Raw genomic sequence first — 18,992 nt, 5'->3', positions numbered from 1 at the left:
ATCTATGCCGCCATGATGCGGGCCACGGCGAAGACCGGTGCCGATGTGGCACCGGCTCGGCCGTGCTCATTCTGGAAGGCCGACCGTTCGAGGGCCGTGCCGAACTCCTCGGATGGCAAGCAGGATGACGATCCGCTGAAGGGCGGTTGTCACGGAGCGCAGTGGACTAATATGCAGTGCGTGAGGTTCTTCAATACCACCGGCCCTTGCCGCCCGCAGCGCCACTACATGCTGGAGCCCTTGGCCCGGTTGCCGAAGGTGCGCCGGATGGTCGAGGAGGAGAAGTTCTTCGTCGTGCACGCGCCGAGGCAGTCGGGGAAGACGACCACGATCAAGGCATATGCGGAAACGCTGAGCGCCGAGGGCGAGTACGCCGCGGTCTACGCCTCATGCGAGGCCGCCTCGACCGCCCACCGCGGTTCCGCGCCCGCGGAGGATCGGATTCTCGCGAGCCTCAGCCAGATGGCCGCGTTTGCCGGGCTACCGGAGGAGTGTCTGCCACCGACGCCGTGGCCGGATGCCCCGGAGGGGAACCGAGTGCTGCACGGGTTGAGAGAGTGGGCGCAGCGCTCACCACGTCCGGTCGTGCTCTTCCTCGATGAGATCGACGCGCTGCAGGGTGACGATCTGGTGAATGTGCTACGGCAGCTGCGTGACGGGCACAACAGCCGTCCGGCGCCGTTCCCGCAGAGCGTGGCGGTGTGCGGGATGCGCGATGTGCGGGACTACAAGGCCGCGTCGGGCGGCAACCCTGAGCGGCTGGTCTCCTCCTCCCCCTTCAACATCAAGGTGTCGATGCGGCTCGCGGACTTCACCTATGATCAAGTGGCCGAGCTGTACGGCCAGCACACCGAGGCCACCGGCCAGGAGTTCGAGCCGGCGGCGGTGGGGCGCGCGTTCGAGGCGAGTCAGGGACAGCCGTGGCTGGTCAACGCCCTCGCCTACGACATCATCAGTGAGCGGGGGATCACCGGCCTGATCACCGATGAGCTGATGGACGAGGCGGTCGAGCGGCTGATCCGGCAGCGGGCCACCCATCTGGACTCCTTGGCGGCCCGGCTGTATGAGCCGCGGGTGAAGCGGATCATCGAGCCGATGCTCGCGGGCTTGACCGTGGCGAGCGAGGATGTGGCCGTCTACCACGACGACGTCTCCTACGTGCGCGACCTCGGCCTGATCACGCGAAGCAAGCCGCTGCAGATCGCCAACCCGATCTACCAGGAGGTCATCACCCGGGTGCTCGCGGCGCAGGTCGAGGACCAGCTCGTCGTGGAGCCACGCAGCTTCGTCACGCCGGACGGGCGGCTGGACATGGCCAGGCTGGTGGAGGAGTTCGCGGCGTTCTGGCGCAAGGATGGGGAGATCCTCACAGGCGGCCAGGCCTATACCGAGGCCGCCGCCCAGTTGGTCTTCATGGGATTCCTGCACCGGGTCGTCAACGGCGGCGGGATCATCGACCGTGAGTACGCCCTGGGGCGGGGGCGGATCGACCTGTGCGTCCGCTGGCCGTACCGCGACGGCGACGGCAAGCGCGTGTGGCAGTGGGAAGCCGCCGAGCTCAAGGCCGACCGCCCGGGCCGCCCCGACCCCGTCTCCGAGGGCCTGGCCCAGTTGGACCGGTATCTCGACCATCTCGACCTGGACACCGGTGTCCTGATCGTCTTCGACACCCGGCCGGATGCCCCGCCCGCGGCCGAACGTACGGATGTCACGTCCGCCAGCACTCCCTCCGGCCGGCAGGTCACCTTGATGCGCGCCTGACTGCGGGTGCGGGGACTTCGCCGGAGCCTCGCACAATCAAGCGGGTTGGGACCAGCGACCGGCGGGCCTTGGATTTGTCGCCGTCCAGCCTGTCCAGCACCAGCTCCGCCGCCACCACCCCCAACCCCGCCGGGTCCTGGGCCACCACGGTCAGCGGCGGGTCCAGACATTCGGCCAGGGGCAGGTCGTCGAAGCCGACCAGGGCCACGTCCTTCCGCCCCGATCGGGACAGGGCCACCACCGCGCCCATCGACGCCAGGTTGTTGCCGGCGAACAGGGCGGTCGGCGGGTCGGGGAGGGACAGCAGGCGCAGGGCGGCGAACTGGGCGGCCTCCTGGTCGTGGCCGGTTTCCACTAAGGCGCGGTCGAAGGACAGGCCGGCGTGGTCGAGGGCGTCGCGGTAGCCCTGGAAGCGTTCGCGGCGGGTGTAGAGGGTGGAGGGGAGGTCGCCGATGAAGCCGATTCTGCGGTGGCCGTGGGTGATGAGGTGCGCGACCCCGGCCCTGGCGCCCTCTCTGTTGGCGCTCACAACGCAGTCCGCCGTCAGGCCGACCGCGGGGCGGTCGAGGAAGACGATGGGCAGGCCGGCGACGCGTTCGGTGCGCAGGTGGCGGTGGTCGCTGGCGGCCGAGGGCACGACCATGAGGGCGCTCACCCGCCGGGCCAGGAACGTCGCGATCAGCGACTGCTCCAGGTCGGGCGTCTCGCTGGAGGAGCCGACGATGAGGGTGAGGCCGCGGGCGCGTACGACGCTCTCGACGCCGCCCGCGACCGTGCCGAAGAACGGGTTGCCCATTTCGGGGATGACCAGGCCGATCGCGGCGTCCCGCGCGCCGACGCGCATGTTGCGGGCCATCAGGTTGGGCTGGTAGCCCAGTTTCCTGACGGCTTCCATGACGCGTTCGCGGGTCTCGACGGCGACGGGGCCGTCGTCGTTGAGCACCCGCGAGACGGTCTTCGCCGTGACCCCGACCTCGCGGGCCACGTCTGTCATCGTCGGACGCCGCATTTGAGCCATGCTAGTGGCCGCCGATCATCCGTCAGGACAAGCCGATCGCCTCCGCCGCGCCCTTGTCCGCCACCACGGCCTTGCCCTCCGTCACCTGGAGCGCCCCGGTCATGATGGCCACCACCTCGGCCATGCTGTGGTCGCCCGGCTTGATCTGGGCGACCCTGCGGCCGAGGCGCTGGACGTGGATGCGGTCGGCGATCTCGAATACGTGCGGCATGTTATGGCTGATCAGCACGACCGGCGTGCCGCCGTCGCGGACGCGCTTGATCATGTCGAGGACCTGGCCCGACTCCTTGACGCCGAGGGCCGCGGTGGGCTCGTCCATGACGACGACGTGGGTGGCCCACGCCACGGCCCGGGCCACGGCCACGCCCTGCCGCTGCCCGCCGGACAGTGACTCGACCGGCTGCGTGAGCGAGCGCAGCCCGATCTTGAGCGAGGCCATGTGCTTGGCGGACTCCTCGCGCATACGCTTCTTGTCGAGCATGCGGAAGACGCTGCCGAGGATGCCTGGTTTGCGGAGTTCCCTGCCCAGGAACATGTTCGTCGCGATGTCGAGGGAGGCCGCGACCGCGAGCTCCTGGTAGACGGTCTCGATGCCGTGCCGGCGCGCGTCGATCGGGGATCGCAGGCGCACCGGCTTGCCGTCGAGCATGATCTCGCCGGAGTCCGGCTGGAGCGCGCCGGTGAGCGCCTTGATCAGGCTGGTCTTGCCCGCGCCGTTGTCGCCGATGACCGCGAGCACCTCGCCGGGCATCAGGTCGAAGTCGGCGCCGTCGAGCGCGGTCACGTGGCCGTACCTCTTGACCAGGCCACGGGCCTGGAGCACCGGGGTGGTCATCGGTTCCTCCTGCGGGAGAGCTGGTCGACGGCGACCGCGAGGATCACCAGGATGCCGGTGATGAGCGTCTGGTAAATCGACGGTACGCCCATGAGCTGCAGGCCGTTGCGGAACACCCCCACGATGAGGGCGCCCACGAGGGTGCCGATCACCAGGCCGCGCCCGCCGAACAGGCTCGTCCCGCCGAGCACGACCGCGGTGATGCTGTCGAGGTTGTCGGTCTGGCCCGCCTGCGGGTCGCCGACGCCGGTACGGGAGACGAGCAGCAGGGCCGCGATGCCGTACACGAAACCGGCAAGGGTGTAGACGCCCACGAGCAGCCGCCGCGTCTGGATGCCGGTCAGGCGGGCCACTTCGGGGCTGTTGCCGAGCGCGTACACGTGCCGGCCCCACGCCGTGGACCCCAGCAGGTACGCGAACAGCAGGAACAGCAGGATCGTCAGCAGCGACCCGTAGGTGACGTTCGTCTGCCCGATCTGGAACGTCTGCCCCAGGAACGTCAGCAGCGGCGGCAAGTCCGTGATCGTCTGCTCGTTGGAGTAGATGTGGGTGAGCGCGAAGACCACGTTCAGCATGCCCAGCGTCACGATGAACGGCGGCAACGAGATCTTCATCACCAGCAGCCCGTTGACCAGCCCGAACCCGGCGCAGACGGCGAGCCCGGCGGCCACCGCGAGCAGCGGCGGCAGGCCGCTGTCGACGGCAAGCTTGGTCATCACGATCCCGCCGAACGCCATGATCGCGCCGTTGGCCAGGTCGATGCCCGCGGTGAGGATGATCAGGGTCTGCCCGATGGCGAGCGTGCCGACCACCATGACCTGCTGGATGATCAGCGAGAAGTTGGGGCCGGTGAGGAACTGAGGGCTGTTCAGCGCGAAGAACACGCAGGCCAGCACGAGCGCGATCGCCGGGCCCGCGACCGGTGTCGAGATCAGGCGACGCGGCAGCGTCGCTTCCATGACGGCCATGTCAGCCCCAGCAGTTGGCCAGGCCGAAGGCCGTGTCCTTGGCCTCGACGCCGGTGACGGACTTGTCGGTGATCAGCGTGACGCCGGTGTCGGTGTAACCGGAGGCCTTCTTGCCGGCCTTGGCGAACTCGGCCACCGCCTTGACACCGTCCTCGGCCATCTTGAGCGGGTACTGCTGGCTGGTGGCGGCAATCTGGCCCGACTGCACGGCCTTGACGCCGGCGCAGCCGCCGTCCACAGAGACGATCAGCACGTCCTTCTCGCGGCCCTTGGCCTTCAACGCCGTGTACGCGCCCATCGCGGCGGGCTCGTTGATCGTGTAGACGACGTTGATGTCAGGAGCCTTCTGCAGGCAGTTCTCCATCGCGGTCTGGCCCTTGGACTGGTCGCCCTGGGTGTCCTGGGAGCAGACGACCGACGGGTCGCCCGCCGGGACGCCGAACCCCTTGAGGAAGCCGTCGTGCCTGAGCTGCCCGACCGTGACGCCTGGTGCCAGGTCCAGCGTGGCGATCTTGGCGGGCTTGCCGGCCATGGCCGCCTTGGCGTACTGGCCGATCAGCTCGCCGGCCTTGAAGTTGTCGGTGGCGAACAGCGCGTCCGTGGCCTCCTGCGGCTCGGTGGGCGTGTCGAGCGCGATCACGAGCACGCCCGCGTCCCGCGCCTTCTTGATCGCCGGGACAATGGCCTTGGTGTCGCTCGGCGTGATGAGGATGCCCTTCACGCCGGCGGCGACCATGTTCTCGATCGCCGTGATCTGAGAGGCGTTGTCGCCGTCGAACTTGCCCGCGGCGCTCATCAGCTCCAGGCCGTTGGCCTGCGCGGACTTCTGCGCACCCTCCTTCATCTTGACGAAGAACGGGTTCGTCTCGGTCTTGGTGATCAAGCCGACCTTTGGGGTCGTGGTGGCGGCGGTCTCGGTGCCGCCTCCGCCTCCGCAGCCGGTGACGAGGAGGGCGGTGATGAGCAGGCCGGCCGGCAGTTTTGCGTTCATGAGCGCGTTCCTATCTGGGGGGATTCAATGTCAACGATGACATATGTCAACGTTGACATCCGCCGTGCTGCGATGATGGACTCCCGTCCGAGAAACGTCAATGCCCCCATGCCGTAACAAATCGGCAACGCGCTGGAAAGGCGGGCCCATGAAGGCAGGCCAGATGATCGCTGTCCTGGGCGAATGCGTCGCCGACGGCTTCACCGAACGGCACTCCGCCGGCGCGGATCCGGGTGGGCTGGCGTTGCGCGTGCTTCCCGGCGGCGGGCCCGCCAACACGGCCGTGGCCCTGGCCCGTCTCGGCACCCCCACGCGGTTCCTCGGCCGAATCTCGGGGGACGTGTTCGGCGGGCTGTTCCGGGAGCACCTCGCCTCCTCGGGCGTCGATCTGTCGGCATCCGTCGACGCCAAGGAGCCCAGCACGCTCGCGGTCGCCGCGCTGGACGCCGGGGGGCAGGCCGAATACACCTTCTACGCGGAGGGGACCGCCGACTGGCAGTGGACGCCGTACGAGCTGGACTCCGCCCTGCTCGGCGCGGCGGCATGTCTGCACACCGGTTCGCTCGCCCTGGCCAGGGAGCCTGGGCGGGCGGCGATCGAGGAGTTCGCGCGGGCCGCCGCCGGGCACGCCACGATCTCCCTCGACCCGAACGTCCGCCCCACGCTCGCCTCCCGGGACGACTACCCGGTGGCCCGGTGGTGTGAGTGGGCCGACATCCTCAAGCTCAGCGACGACGACCTGGGATTCCTGGTGCCGGGCGTGACTCTGGCACGTGCCTGCGACGACTGGCACGAGGCCGGCGCCCGGCTCATCGTGATCACCAAGGGCGCGGCCGGCGCAGTGGTGTCGCTGGACGGCGAGCGCACGACTGTCCCGGCTCCCGAGGTCGACGTCGTGGACACGGTCGGCGCGGGCGACTCCTTCACGGCCGGCCTGCTGCACAGCCTCGGCTCCAAGGGGCTGCTGGGCGGCCGTCTCGGCAATCTCACGCTTGGTGCGGCGGTCGAGGCGGCGGAGTTCGCGGTTCAGGTGTCAGCGATGACGTGCTCGGTTCCGGGTGCGAACCCACCGTGGGCGACCCAGCTCGCCGCTCTTTGAGCACGGTCAGGCGAGGTCGTCGAGCAGCTGTTCCGCGACCAGTTCCTCCGGGACGGCGAGGCCATGTGATCGCATGGCAGGGGCCAGCCCAGAATCCCAGGGCGCGTCCGTCACCCGACCAGGTGACAGGGTGCTGCCCTCCCCCAGAGCTCCCAGGTAGTCAGCCGTGGACATGCGCCACGGCTCGGCGCCCGTCTTGGCCATGGTGTAGGCGGCGATCCGCAGCCCTTCGCCGTCGAAATCGCCGTGGTAGTGCAGCCTGGTGCCGGGCAGGGAGCGGAGCAGGCGGATGGCGGCGCTGTTGGGCCATCCGGAAGTGCACACCATGGGCGGGCACGACGTGCCGAAGCGCTGCTGGGCTAGCGCCAGGACGGACGGGTTCTCCACCACCCACACGTCGCGTTCCCGCAGCTCCAAGACGCCCTGCCGGAGCTGGGCGAGGGTGATGACGCTGGCCTGGCCGTCCCAGATCCGCAGGACCCTGGCCAGGGCGGAGTCACCGGCGGGCCGTAAGCCGGCGACCAGGACCGTCGTGGACAGGGCGTCGCAGGCCACGCCCGCCCGCTCCCACAGCGCCCGCCGGGCCTCGGCGCCCTCTGGCGCGGGCACGTCGTAGAGCGTCGACAGGGCCTTTAGCACCAGGGAGGACAGCCGGGTGCCGTCGTCCAGGGCGTGCGGGTCGCCGGTCACGTCGGCCGCGAGCGCCGCCAGCGGCCGTCCCGAGGCAGGTAGTGCGGCGAGCACGGCGAGGGTCTGGTGGAGAAGCTCGCGGCCGGCGCGGACGGCGGACAGGGCCAGCAGCGCCGGCTCGGCGGTGACCACCGGGTGGGTGGTGAACCAGTCCAGCAGTGCTTCGCGCTCCTGCCGCCGCTCGGCTCGCCGGCGCCTGCGGTCGTCGAGCGGGCCGATCAACGCTTCGGTGACGGCACGGACGTCGAGCCCGCCCAGCGCGGCCTCCAGCCGGGCCACGTCGATGGTGGTCGACGGGCCCGGGTAGCGGTCGAGGCCGAGCAGGTCGGCCACGGCGGCCTGCTGCTCGTCCTCCAGACCGGTGACTTTGACGCGGCTGACCTGGTGGCCGGAGGAGAGCCGCTCGTGCAGGGCCGCCCAGACCGGCCGCAGCCCCGCCGCCCGCAGCCGCTCCGGGACAGCGAGCGCATCATCGGGCAACCGATCGGCCGCGGTCCGGCCCAAGGCCGCCTCGTAGACCCCCGGCAGATCCGATGGGGCCGGGTCGGACACGGTCGGATCGGACGCAACCAGGTCGGAGGCGATCGGGTCGGACACGGCCGGGTCGGACACGGCTGGGCCGAAGGCTATCGGGTCGGACGCGATCGGGTCAGACACGGCCGGATCAGACACGGCCGAGCCGGAGGCAGCCGAGCCGGAGGCAGCCGAGCCGGAGGGGGTCATTCGGTCGCCACCGTACGGTAGCCGGTCCAGACGAAGCGGGCCGTCGTCACCGCGTCGTCGCCATCCCCCGTGATGAGCTGGTGGATCGCGATCCCGTCCAGCTCACGGTATTCGCACCACTCGTGGTCGGACGTGAGCACGAGATCCAGCCCCAGATCCACCAGCAGCTCGAACACCTGCCCCCGATTCGTCCGGTCCACCCCCACGAAGACCTCATCCAGCAGGATGAACCGCGGGCACCCAGGATCGGTCTGATAGTGCGCGGCCACCGCGGCGAACAGCGGCAGGTGCAGCGCGATCGCCTTCTCCCCACCCGACAGCGCCCCGTGCAGCTTCCTGGTGAGATCCTGCCACCCCTGCCCGTCCCCGCGATCGAGCTTGACCATGAACCGGTGCCAGGCCGTGTAGTCGAGCACCTTCATCAGCTGGTCCTCCCAGCTCGCCGCGGAGTTGTCGGCCCGCGCCTCCTCCACCCGATCCCTGAAGAAGACATAGAGGGCCTCCTTGTCGGCCTCGTTCAGCCCGGCCGGGTCGCGGAGCAGCAGGTCGCGGGCGGCCCGGGTGCCGGCGGACTGGGCCGGATCCACCTGCCACACCAGCCGCACCGCCACCCGGGAGGCGGTGCGGACGCGTTCGAGGCGCTGGTTCATGCCCTCGACCAGCGCGGTGGCCTGCCTGATCCGGTCGGCGAGATGCCGCCGCGTGTCCCCGGCGAGCGTGCGATCGAACAGGTCCCGCTCCGCCTCCGTGATGTCCGAGCGCCGCTCGTCACGCTCTTTGCGCAGCGCCGTGCTCAGCGCGGCCGCCCCGGCCCGGACACCGCCGACGGTGGCCGTCAGGACCTGGACGTCGTCGTCGGGCGCCAGCTCCAGATCCGCCCGGTCGGCGAGGGTCTCCCTGGCGTGGTGGAAGGCGTCCTGCAGCCGGGCCTCGGCTTCCCTGACGTTCTTGTTCTCGTACGGCACCGCCGCCAGCCGCTCGGCCACGGCCCTGGCCGCCTCGAGCACCGCCCGCACCCCGGCGTCCGGGGCCAGCTCGACGGGCACCCGCGCGTCCGCGGGCAGGTGCCCGGCCGCCAGGCGGCGGAAACGTTCGGACACCGCCTCCCGTGCCAGGCCCGCCTCGGCGTGTTTGTCCTCGGCCGTGCCCAGCTCGCCCTTGAGCCGGCCCAGCCGGGCGTTGAGCTGGGCCAGGTCGTCGTGGATCGACTTGATGAGGCGGCGGCAGGCCTGGTGGGCGGTCTGGGTCGCGTGCAGCTGCTCGAGCACGTGCAGGTGCTCGGCGCCGACCGTGGACTCGATGGCGGCCAGCCGCTCGGCCAGCACGACGGCGGCGGCCGCGGCCTCCTCGGCGCGTTCGACGGCCCTTACCGCCAGGTCCTGGTATTCGCCGGCGGTCTCGGCGGCGGCGTCGGCGCGGTCGCGGGCGGCCCGGGCGTCGCCGCGGCGGTCGTGCCAGACGGCGCCCGCCGTCTCGGCGGTGCGGAGCGCCTCCTCCAGGTTGTCCAGCGCGGGGAGCGCGGTCGGGAGAGCATGTCCCGCCGCCAGCTCGGTGAGCCGCCGCAGCGACCTGCCGGCCTCCTTCTCGCGCTCGTGCAGCCGGCCTTCCTGCGCCCGCAGCTGGTCCTCCAGCAGCGCCACCTTCTTCACCGCGCCGTCGAGGGCCTGGAGAGCCTCGGCGTAGGGTCTGCGGTCCGGCCTGCGGCGCAGCTCGGCGGCCAGCGTGTCGCGGTCACCCGCGAGCACGGCGAGCAGGTGGTCGCAGTCGGCGATCAGGCCCGCGAGCTCGCTCAGCCGCTCGTCCAGCTCGGCGATGCGGCGGCGCCTGGCGCGTTCGCGGGCGGCGGCGCCGATGTAGGAGGGCTCGGGCTTGACCCAGCGACCGGCGGCGGGGCCGAGCCGCCAGGTGCCGTCCGCGCCGATGACGGCGGGATGGTCGACGCCCATCGCGGTGGGCGCGAACGCGATGCCGGACAACACGGTGTCGGCCGGCGCCGGGGAGTCGGGCTCGGGGATCAGCACGTGGGCCAGGCTGTAGGCGGGCGCGGGCCGCGACAACGCGGCCACGGCGAAGGCATCGTGCTCGCCCGCGTCGAACCCGCCGTCGGGCAGCAGCCACAGGTCGAGCAGGCCCGCGGCCTCGAGTGCGGCCTCCACCCCGGCCTGGGCGACGAGGTCGATGCCGGATCTGAAGGCCACCGCCCGCCACAGCGGCGCGCCTGCGCGTCCGTCCCTCGCGGCGGGGGTACGGGTGTGCGGGGCAGGCGGCTCCAGCACTCCCTGCCCGTCGAGCCCTTCGCGTTCCCCGGCCAGCTCGGCGCGCTCGGCCATGAGCCCTTCGTGGAACGTCGTCAGCTCCTGCTCCCTGGCCGCCAGCCGGACGGCGGCCGTGGTGCGGGCCGTGCCGACCAGCTCGTCGGCCTGCTCGAACCGGTCCACCAGGCCGGCCAGCTCATCGGGGTCGAGCCGGAGCTGGGTGCAGCCGCTCGCCCAGTCGGCCAGGGCGGCAGCCAGGTCGCGGGCGCGCTCGTCGCGGAGGCGTTCGGCCTGGTCGTGGGCCTGCTGGGCGGTGGCGAGGCCGTCTCTGGCCCGGTCACGGTCCTGCTCGGCTGCGGTGCGACGGTTGATCGCCTCCTCGTGGGTCAGGGCGGCGGCCCTGACCTCCCTGATCTGGGCGGCACGGCTGGTCACGGCGGCCCGCAGCAGCTCCCGCGCGCGGCGCACGGCTTCCTCGCCGTCGCGCACGCTCGCCAGGGCGACAGACGGCGAGGCGACGCCGAGTCGGTCGTCGCCGCCCGCCCCGGCGTCGTCGCCGGCTCGAGGCCTGCGCGCGGCGTCGGCATGAGGGCTTTCGGGGCCGGACATGGATCTCCCGGCGCCACCGCCCCTGCCACTTTCGTCGCGAGAGGCGCCCTGCGTGGCGCGCCGGCCGGGAGACGCGTGCAGGTCAGCGCCCTTGTCGGGAAACGCGGCCCGGTCGGCGCCCTCGTTGGGAGACGCGGCCCGGCCGGCGCCCTCGTTGGGAGACGCGGGCCGGCCGGCGCGCTCGCTCTCCTCGTGAACTGCGAGCAGCCCCGCGCGTTCGGCCGCGTGGCGGGCTTCGGTGCGGGCGCGGTCGGCGAGCGCCGCGGCCGTGCGGGCGGCCGCCTCGGCGTGCGCCGCCGCCTCCTGCTTGCCGGTGGCGGACCGGGCCGCCGTCCCCGCCTGGTCGCGGAGTCCGGCTGCCCTCTCGTGGGCGCTCTGCGCTTCGGTGCGGAGCCGGTGCAGGTCGCTGCCCGCCTTGTAAGCCTCGCTCTCCTTCAGCCCGTCGATCTGTGCCGCCAGCGCCAGCTCCTGGGCCTCCTCCTCCCCCAGCCGCGCCGTGGCGGCCAGCAGCTCGTCCTCGGCCTCCTTCAGAGACTCTCGCTTGGCCTTGGCCTCGGCGGCGAGGGAGTCCATGGTGTAGCCGGCCGAGGTCACGGCGGCCGCCGCAGCGCGCAGGACGCGCTGGGCGTATCCGCGCTGCCGGGCGGCGAGCCGGTCGGCCTCCTCCACGTCCCGATCGAGCAGGCGCAGCTCCTCGCGCTGCCGGTCGAGCCGCTCGAACCCCTCGGCGATCTCGTGGATCTCGCCCTCGCCGAGCGGCGGCAGGGCGCTCGACAGCAGGTCGGACAGCAGGCCGGGATCGAGGCGTTCGGACAGCTTGGGGGTGCGGAGCTGGCGCAGGGCGGTGAGCAGCGAGTCGTAGCGCTGCTCGTTGAGTCCCCGGTAGAGCGTCTGGCGGACGACGGTGCGATAGGCGTCGGCGGAGTCGTGGACCTTGCCGGTCGTGCCGAGCTCCTCGACGAGCTGCGCCTTGGTCAGGGGCTGGCCGCCTTCGCCGCTGACACGGATGCCGTCCGGCGTGTCGATGCGGGCTTCAGTCGTGAAATAGGTGACGGTGACGTTTTTGGTGTGGATGGTGGCCTGGAGGCGGGCGCCGCAGGTGAACCAGCGTCCATCGGAGTGGCGGAACTCCAGCCACACGTAGCCGACCCGGGTGGTGCCGGTGGCGCCGTCGCCCATGAGGTTCCAGTGCATGGTGCGCTCGGTGCCGCCGAACGTGGACAGCCGGCTCGGCTTGAGGCTGGCGTCGAGCACGTAAGGAAGCAGCAGCTCCAGCACCTTCGACTTGCCGCTGCCGTTGGGCCCGCGCAGCAGCAGCCGGCCCCGGTGGAACTCGAACACCTCGTCGTAGTAGCGCCAGACGTTGAGGATCCCGGCGCGTACGGGCGTCCAGCGGCCCTCTCCCCCGTGCCCGGCCCGGGCGGAGGTGAGCTCGGTGACTGTCATTCGTCCTCCACGAGGTCCGTGCCGCGATCGACCCGGTAGCGTGCGGCGGCCGGCAGGGCGGCGACCTGGTCACCGGTGCGGCGGGCCAGCCCGAACAGCATGAGCGCCTCCAGCGCGTCGGCGGCCAGCCGCGGCCCGCCGCCGTCCGACTGGTAGGCCTTGGCCCATTGGGGGAAGCGGCGCAGCAGGCCGGCGGCCTCGGCGTCGAGCCGGGCCGCGGTCACGGGGCCGGCGGAGACCAGCAGGTCGAGCAGGAGGAGGGCGGCGACCTTGGCATGGCTGGAGTCGTCGGGGAACCTGGCGTCCGTGGCGGTGGAGTCGGAGTCGACGAGCAGGAAACCCTCCGCGCGTTCCTCCAGCACGAAACCCGCCTCCTCGGCGGCGCGGCGGATGATCTGGCGGCCGGTGAGCGAGGCCGCGTACGCGGACTGGGCGGGCGTCAGCTCCTCGCGGTAGACGACGGGCTCGTCGAGCAGGCGGCGGATGATCGAGTGCCTGGCCCACAGGTTGCGCTGGGTCTCGGTGGGCTCGTCGCCGCCGTAGCGGGTCTCCGCGGTGAGCGCGGCGAGGTCGGCGCCCTGTCCCGCCGCCGCGATCCGGGACGGGGGCACCGGCGCGGCCAGCAGCCTGATCACGCGGGTGGTGTCGACCCGGTAGAGCACTTTGGCGTCCTCGTCGTCCAGGTAGGAGTCGGTCGTCCCGTCCATCGCCGTGACCGCCCCGTAGTGCTCGAGCAGTTTGAGCGCGTCCACGAAAGCCGCCCTCTCCTCGCCCCTGACCGGGTCGAACGCCGGCACTCCCGGCTCGACCCCGGCCGCCTGCACCACGCGCTGGGCCAGCATCCCGATCGTGGTGACCGGTGAGGTGAGCAGCTCGGCCGCGCACAGGCACAGCAGCGTGTAGCGGCGGCGATCGAACGGCGCCCGCGTCGTGCGCCGCCGCCGGGCGGGCCGGGTCGCGCTCGCCTCGGACCTGACCTTGACCAGGCGGGCGTAGCCCTGACGCGGCTCCACGACCAGCCGCCACCCGCAGAAGTAGTCGAACCACTGAGTGAGCGGCTGCCGCCGTTTCCTGATCAGGTCGAACGCGGCCGGATCGTCGTGCAGGGACACCAGCGGCCGGCCGAGGAGCGTCCTGATCGCCCGCGCGATCTCCTCTTTCTCGGCCCGGACGAGCTGGTTGGCGAGAGTGCTCACGCGCCCACCGCCCCGGCGCGCGCGCCCAGCCTGAGCGAGCGGATGTCGATGAGGTAGTCGGGCCCCCTGAACCATCCCTCCGAGGTGCGCACCACCGCGACCGCCCCGTCCTCCGGGGCCCGGAGCACGATCTCCACCCGTCCGTCCGAGGTCACGGCCCGCCGAAACCCGGTCGAGTCCGGCCGCTCGGCCAGGGCCCGCCCCAGCAGGTCGAGCAGCCGGCCGAAGGTGTCGTGGTCGAGCTCCCCCAGCTGCGACAGCCGCATCGCCCCGGTCGTGGCGAGCGCCGACCAGGCGGCCTCCAGCTCGGCCCGCTCCTTCTCCGCCCTGGCCCGCCGCTCGGCCCGCAACGCCACCACATCACGCACTCTCCCCGTGCGGCCCATCCGCTCGGTGCGTCCCCGCGACCGCAGCAATGCCGACACCTCGACCGGCTCGGCCTCCGCCCACGGCACTCCGGCCGGGATGAGCTCGGCATCGGCGTGACCGAGATGCGCGTGCCTGGCCGGCCCGAGCCCGAAGGCCGCGTCCCACAGCCGGTGCGCGTCCTCCTCGCCCGCCGCCGTGGCGAACCAGCGGGCCAGGGTGCGGAAGTCGGCCGCGGCGCTGGAGGAGCGCCGGCGCGAGTCGGTGATCCGGTCGAGCACCTGCAGCAACGACACGATGGCCCGCCGCGCCACATGGTGCAGCTGCCGCACTCGCGGGACGCCCCCGTCTTCGGGGGCGAACCAGAGCCGCAGCCCCTCCCACCGCGCCGCCCGGACCGCCAGCCACGGCGTGGCGTGATCGACTCCTGGCATCGCCGGCAGGTCGGCCCCGTCGAGCGCCCGTGCGTGCACCACGCTCACTCCGTGCCGGGCGACCCCGCTCAGCGCGGCGGCGATGACGTCCGCCCGCTGCTCCAGATTGGTCACGAACTCCTGCAGATAAGCCACCGTGGCGGCCTTGACCTCGTGGAACGTCGTGAGATCCGTCCCCTCGACGCGCAGCAGCCGCTGCAGCTCCCCGTTGAACTGCTTGGTGTTGGTGCGCAGCCCGTCCAGATGCGCCTCGAGCTCCTGCAGGCTGGTGAAGATGCGCCGGTTACGGCTCGGGTCGGGGTCCCCAAGCAGCTCTTCGAGCTCCCCCAGCCGGTCGGCGATGGCATCCAGCACCGCGGTCTGCAGCGCCCCCGCCGAGGCCAGCATCGCCATCGCGTGCTGCACTCCGGCGAAGGCCGCCTCGCCGCGCTTGGTCAGCGAATATTGCAGGTTTTTCCGCTCGTACTCCTCGGCCGTGGCGAAGCTGCCGGCGTGATTGAAGATCACGTCCAGCAGCCGCCACCCCACGAGCTGCTTGAGCGTGCCGGCCAGATCCTGCTCGGCGATCGGCGCGTACCACCCCACGCTCCGCAGCCGCTCCCGCACCTCGTCAAGGGTGAGCGCCGTCTCCAGCCGCTCGTTGGCCTCCCCGAAGGCGTAGAGCACGGCGGTATGCAGATCCGCCCTCTCCGTGGTGGTGAACCGGAACATCTCCGGCGGCACTCGCGGCAGCTCGGCCATCGCTCTGCTCCCCTCCTCATGCTTCCCGCCACCGCAAACCGTAGCGGGGAACGCCGACAGGACGGCCGCGGTTTGCGATCAGATCACACGGGTACGGCGCCACCATTGGCCCGGGCCGGGCGATGAGAAGGGGGACGGACGTGGCTGAGTTCGAGGCGACGCGCGGGATGCCGGCCACCAGCACGATCGTGTACGGCGTCGCGTCCGACGTCGCGGTCATGGACCGCTGGCTGCCCCGGGGCCTGCACGTCACCGACGCCGGCCCCGGCACGGTCGAGGCGGACGGCGACCTGGTGCCCGGCGAGGGAACGCACGAGGGGCTGTTCCGCGCCTCGGAGGAGCAACTGCGGGTGGAGTGGGGCGGCCGTGACCACCCCGACTACGCCGGCTGGCTGCAGGTGGCGGACTCGGCGAGCGGGACCAGCGAGGTGACCGTCCACATCTCCCTGCTCGACGAACCGGACTCGGGACCCCGGGCCGACGAGGTCCGCGAGCTGCTCGACCGCTCCCTCGACCGCCTGGCCGACGAGGTGGCCCACCGCGTCCAGGGAGCCGGCTGACGCGCCGGCCGATCGAGCGGGATTCGGTAAGCCCCCACCACCGCTCGTCCTGATTCGGTACCGTCGTCCCGTGCTCACCGGATCACAGGACACGACCCTCATCGTCATCCGCGGCAACTCCGGTTCGGGCAAATCCACCGTGGCACACGCCGTGCGGGAGGCCTACGGCCGCCGGGGCATGGCCGTGATCAGCCAGGACGTGGTCCGTCGCGACATACTCCGCGAGCTGGACCGGCCGGGCGGTGTGAACATCGGCCTCCTGGACGTGATGTGCCGGCACGCCCTGGACGCCGGCTACCACGTGATCTTGGAAGGCATCCTCGCCGGCAGCCGTTACGGGCAGACGCTTCAGGCGTTGTGCCGCGACCACCGCGGCAGGACGCTCTGCTACTACCTCGACGTCTCCTGGGAGGAGACGCTGCGCCGGCACGAGACCCGGCCGCAGCGCGCCCGGTTCGGCCCGGAGGAGATGCTGCAGTGGTATGTCAAGGGGGACGTCCTGCCGGACGTGCACGAGACGATCATCGGCGAGAGCAGCCCACTGGAGGAGATCGTCCAGCTGATCCTGCAGGAGGCCGGGCTGCTGGTCGATGAGACGGTCCGATCGGCGTCCGCGCAGGCGACGGCCACGCCCCAGGAGGGCCTGCCGGACCGGCCGGCCATCGGCAGGATGACCACCATGGGCGAGCAGCGGAAGGAACCCTTGGTCGACGAGTCGATCGCGATCGTCGCGCCGGCACGGGACGTGTGGCAGGCGATCGTCATCGCCGAGATCCGGGCCGGCTGGTGGGGTCACCTCGACCTCGACGCGACCGCCGGCGGACGGTTCGAGGAGCGCTGGACCGACGACGGCGGGCGGCAGGCGCGCACGAGCGGAAAGGTGATCGAGGTCGTCGCCGATCATCTGCTGGTCTTGTCGTGGGCGGACGAGGGCTGGTCGGCCGCGACCCGGGCCGAGATCCAGCTCACGGAGATCGGCGGCTCCACGATGGTCCGGATCCTGCACACGGGCTGGGGGGCGCTGCCGGACGGCGCGGCCCTGGCCGCGCAGCACCGCGCGGGCTGGCTGATGCACCTGGCCGACCTCCGCCGGTACGTCGAGGACAGCGCCGTCTTCTAGGCGTTCACGCAGGGGTCAGGACTCCAGGGCCAAGGACAGGCGGCGCGCCAGGCCCGTGTTGCGGCGGTGGCCCACCCGGTGCACCGCCAGCTCCAGCGCCTCACGCTGCCCCACCAGCACCACCCAGGCCTTGGCCCGGGTCACCAGCGTGTAGAGGAGCTTGCGGCGCAGCATGATCCCGCCGGACTCGGCGACGATCGGCGCGACCACGAACGGATATTCGCTGCCCTGCGAACGGTGCACGCTGATCGCGTAGGCGTGGGTCAGATCGTCGAGCTCGTCGAACCCGTAGTGCACGCTCTCCCCGTCGTCGGTTCTGATGGTGATCGTGCGCTCGGCTGGCTCCACGTCCGTGACCGTCCCGGTCTCGCCGTTGAAGACGCCCTTGTCGTAGTTGTTGCGGATCGGCATGACCCGGTCGCCCACCCGGAACACGGTCGCCCCCGACCAGTGCTCGGGCTTGTCGTCGGCGGCCGGGTTGAGCTGGTCCTGGATGAGCCGCCCGAGCGAGGTGGCGCCCGTCTCGCCCTTGCGCATCGGGCACAGCACCTGCACCTGGCCGGGCTCGACGCCTTGTTTGCGCGGGATCGCGACCATGGCCAGGTGGGCGACGCGCCGGGCGACCTGCTCGGGATCGTCCAGCTCTTCGAACCAGAACCCGCCTCGTCCCGGCGTCGCCGGCATGCGGCCGGCGCGGATGCGGTAGGCGGCGTCGATGATGCCGCTGCCGCCCGACTGGCGGAAGACGTGGGTGAGCTGGACCCGCGCGATCTCCGGCACCCGCAGCAGGTCGGCCAGCACGTCGCCGGCCCCGATGCTGGGCAGCTGGTCGCTGTCGCCGATGAGCAGCAGGTGGCTGCCCGCCGGGACGGCGGCGGCCAGCCGGGTGGCCAGGTGCAGGTCGAGCATGGACGCCTCGTCGACGACGATGAGGTCGGCCTGCGACGGCCGCTCGTCGAAGAGCGTCTCCGGGTCCGGGTCGGGCTGCTGGGCGAGCATGCGGTGCACGGTCATGGCCGGCAGCCCGGTCAGCTCGGACAGGCGTTTGGCCGCCTTGCCGGTCGGGGCGGTGAGGGTGACCGTGCCGCCTCCCGCCCTGACGATGGTCGCGATGGCCTTCACCGTGTGGCTCTTGCCGCACCCGGGTCCGCCGGTGATGATCGAAACGGTGCTGGTCAGCGCCATGGTGACGGCCGCGCGCTGATCGTCGTGCAGCGTGGGGTCCTCGTGGAAGGAGCGCAGCGGCAGCGTCGAACGCGCCTGCGCGAGCCGTGCCAGCTGGGCGGCGAGCGCGCCCTCGCGGGCGTGCACGTGCTTGGCGTAGGCGACCATCTGCCCCGGCTGCTCCGGCGAGGTCTCGACGACCAGCCGGCGCTCGGCGACGAGCGCGTCCAGCATCGGCCGCACCAGGTCCTGCTCCTGCTCGATCAGCTCCGCCGCCTGAGCGACCAGCGTGGGCACCGGCAGATAACAGTGCCCGTCGCGGGTGGCGGCCGCCTCCAGCCGGTCGAGCAGCGCCGCCTTGACCCGCTGGGGGCTGCGCTCGGGCACGCCTGCCTGCAGCGCGATCCGGTCGGCGATGCGGAAGGCGATGCCCCTCACCCGCCCGATCAGCCGGTAGGGGTCCGTGGCGAGCACCTCGTCGGCGTCCTGGCCGAACGCCTGGTAGATCTTGGCCGCGAGCAGCGGGCTGACCCCGAGCCCCTGCAGCGTCACCATCAGCGCCGCGATCGCCTTCTGCTCGCGCCACGCCTCGACTATCTGCGCCTGCCGCAGCGGCCCGATGTTGACGACCTCGGTGAGCCGCTGCGGCTCGGTGTCGATGACCTTGAGCGTGGCCTCGCCGAAGTGGTCGACGATCGCGTACGCCAGCCGCGGCCCGATCCCCCTGACCAGCCCCGACCCCAGGTAGATGCGGATCGCCCGCACCGACGACGGCGTCACCCGCTCACAGCCGGTGACCGCGAACCGCCGGCCGTAACGCGGATGCCGGCTCCAGTCGCCGAAGATCCGCAGCGTCTCGCCCGGCTGCACCCCGGCCAGGGCCCGCCCCGTGGCCACGAAATCGGCCATGCCGTCGGCGCTCATGCGCGCGACGGTGTATTCGTCCTCCCGGACGTAGACGAGCTGCTCGACCGACGCCTCCACAGCAGAGATCAAACCACCCGCGACCGACAAAC

13 protein-coding genes are annotated in these 18,992 nt (G+C 71.8%); 4 read left to right on the top strand and 9 right to left on the bottom strand.

Going from position 1 to position 18,992, the window contains the following annotated elements; all coding sequences use genetic code 11:
- Positions 1 to 180 precede the first annotated feature (180 nt).
- Positions 181 to 1,761: an AAA family ATPase gene (locus Q9G87_RS32825; protein WP_305920414.1), complete on the top strand. Its 1,581-nt coding sequence runs from the start codon at positions 181 to 183 to the stop codon at positions 1,759 to 1,761.
- Here Q9G87_RS32825 and Q9G87_RS32820 read toward each other — a convergent pair.
- The 4 genes from Q9G87_RS32820 to Q9G87_RS32805 are packed head-to-tail and all read right to left on the bottom strand — an operon-like array spanning position 1,742 to position 5,573.
- Positions 1,742 to 2,770 carry a LacI family DNA-binding transcriptional regulator gene (locus Q9G87_RS32820; protein ID WP_305920413.1) on the bottom strand — a complete coding sequence of 343 codons (1,029 nt, stop codon included), beginning with the start codon at positions 2,768 to 2,770 and terminating at the stop codon, positions 1,742 to 1,744. The genes Q9G87_RS32825 and Q9G87_RS32820 overlap by 20 nt on opposite strands.
- 31 nt (positions 2,771 to 2,801) lie before the next feature.
- A complete protein-coding gene (locus Q9G87_RS32815; protein WP_305920412.1) occupies positions 2,802 to 3,614 on the bottom strand; it encodes an ATP-binding cassette domain-containing protein in 813 nt (270 codons plus the stop codon).
- Entirely contained in the window at positions 3,611 to 4,573 is a 963-nt protein-coding gene (locus Q9G87_RS32810; RefSeq protein ID WP_305920411.1) for an ABC transporter permease, read from the bottom strand. The genes Q9G87_RS32815 and Q9G87_RS32810 overlap by 4 nt, the downstream gene beginning before the upstream one ends.
- A gap of 10 nt (positions 4,574 to 4,583) precedes the next feature.
- Positions 4,584 to 5,573: a sugar ABC transporter substrate-binding protein gene (locus Q9G87_RS32805; RefSeq protein WP_305920410.1), complete on the bottom strand. Its 990-nt coding sequence runs from the start codon at positions 5,571 to 5,573 to the stop codon at positions 4,584 to 4,586.
- Positions 5,574 to 5,721: 148 nt separating this feature from the next.
- Between Q9G87_RS32805 and Q9G87_RS32800 the strand changes: the two genes are divergently transcribed.
- A complete protein-coding gene (locus Q9G87_RS32800) occupies positions 5,722 to 6,672 on the top strand; it encodes a carbohydrate kinase family protein (RefSeq protein ID WP_305920409.1) in 951 nt (316 codons plus the stop codon).
- Between the two features lie 6 nt (positions 6,673 to 6,678).
- Here the strand turns inward: Q9G87_RS32800 and Q9G87_RS32795 are convergent, their stop codons facing one another.
- From Q9G87_RS32795 to Q9G87_RS32780, 4 genes are all read right to left on the bottom strand, one after another.
- The gene (locus Q9G87_RS32795; protein WP_305920408.1) at positions 6,679 to 8,019 is read right to left on the bottom strand and encodes a TIGR02679 family protein; all 1,341 of its coding nucleotides are present in this window, start codon (positions 8,017 to 8,019) and stop codon (positions 6,679 to 6,681) included.
- 62 nt (positions 8,020 to 8,081) lie between these two features.
- Complete coding sequence (locus Q9G87_RS32790) at positions 8,082 to 12,395, bottom strand: TIGR02680 family protein (protein WP_305920407.1); 4,314 nt, start codon at positions 12,393 to 12,395, stop codon at positions 8,082 to 8,084.
- Positions 12,392 to 13,591, bottom strand: a complete 1,200-nt coding sequence (locus Q9G87_RS32785; RefSeq protein ID WP_305920406.1) for a TIGR02678 family protein — start codon at positions 13,589 to 13,591, stop codon at positions 12,392 to 12,394. The genes Q9G87_RS32790 and Q9G87_RS32785 overlap by 4 nt, the downstream gene beginning before the upstream one ends.
- Positions 13,588 to 15,132, bottom strand: coding sequence for a TIGR02677 family protein (locus Q9G87_RS32780; RefSeq protein ID WP_305920405.1), 1,545 nt, complete (start codon positions 15,130 to 15,132; stop codon positions 13,588 to 13,590). The genes Q9G87_RS32785 and Q9G87_RS32780 overlap by 4 nt, the downstream gene beginning before the upstream one ends.
- Positions 15,133 to 15,272: 140 nt before the next feature.
- Here Q9G87_RS32780 and Q9G87_RS32775 point away from each other — a divergent pair, with 140 nt between their 5' ends.
- Both Q9G87_RS32775 and Q9G87_RS32770 read left to right on the top strand, forming a co-directional pair.
- Entirely contained in the window at positions 15,273 to 15,692 is a 420-nt protein-coding gene (locus tag Q9G87_RS32775; RefSeq protein WP_305920404.1) for an SRPBCC family protein, read from the top strand.
- Between the two features lie 70 nt (positions 15,693 to 15,762).
- Positions 15,763 to 16,812, top strand: a complete 1,050-nt coding sequence (locus tag Q9G87_RS32770) for an SRPBCC domain-containing protein (RefSeq protein WP_305920403.1) — start codon at positions 15,763 to 15,765, stop codon at positions 16,810 to 16,812.
- A 15-nt stretch (positions 16,813 to 16,827) separates the two neighbouring features.
- Here Q9G87_RS32770 and recD2 read toward each other — a convergent pair whose 3' ends face one another.
- A complete protein-coding gene (gene recD2 / locus Q9G87_RS32765; RefSeq protein ID WP_305920402.1) occupies positions 16,828 to 18,960 on the bottom strand; it encodes an SF1B family DNA helicase RecD2 in 2,133 nt (710 codons plus the stop codon).
- Positions 18,961 to 18,992: the final 32 nt, after the last annotated feature.

It is taken from the genome of Nonomuraea turcica, assembly GCF_030718205.1.
Classification (GTDB): domain Bacteria; phylum Actinomycetota; class Actinomycetes; order Streptosporangiales; family Streptosporangiaceae; genus Nonomuraea.
The sequence above is the reverse complement of the archived record's forward strand: the minus strand, read 5'-3'. Positions and strand labels throughout refer to the sequence as shown.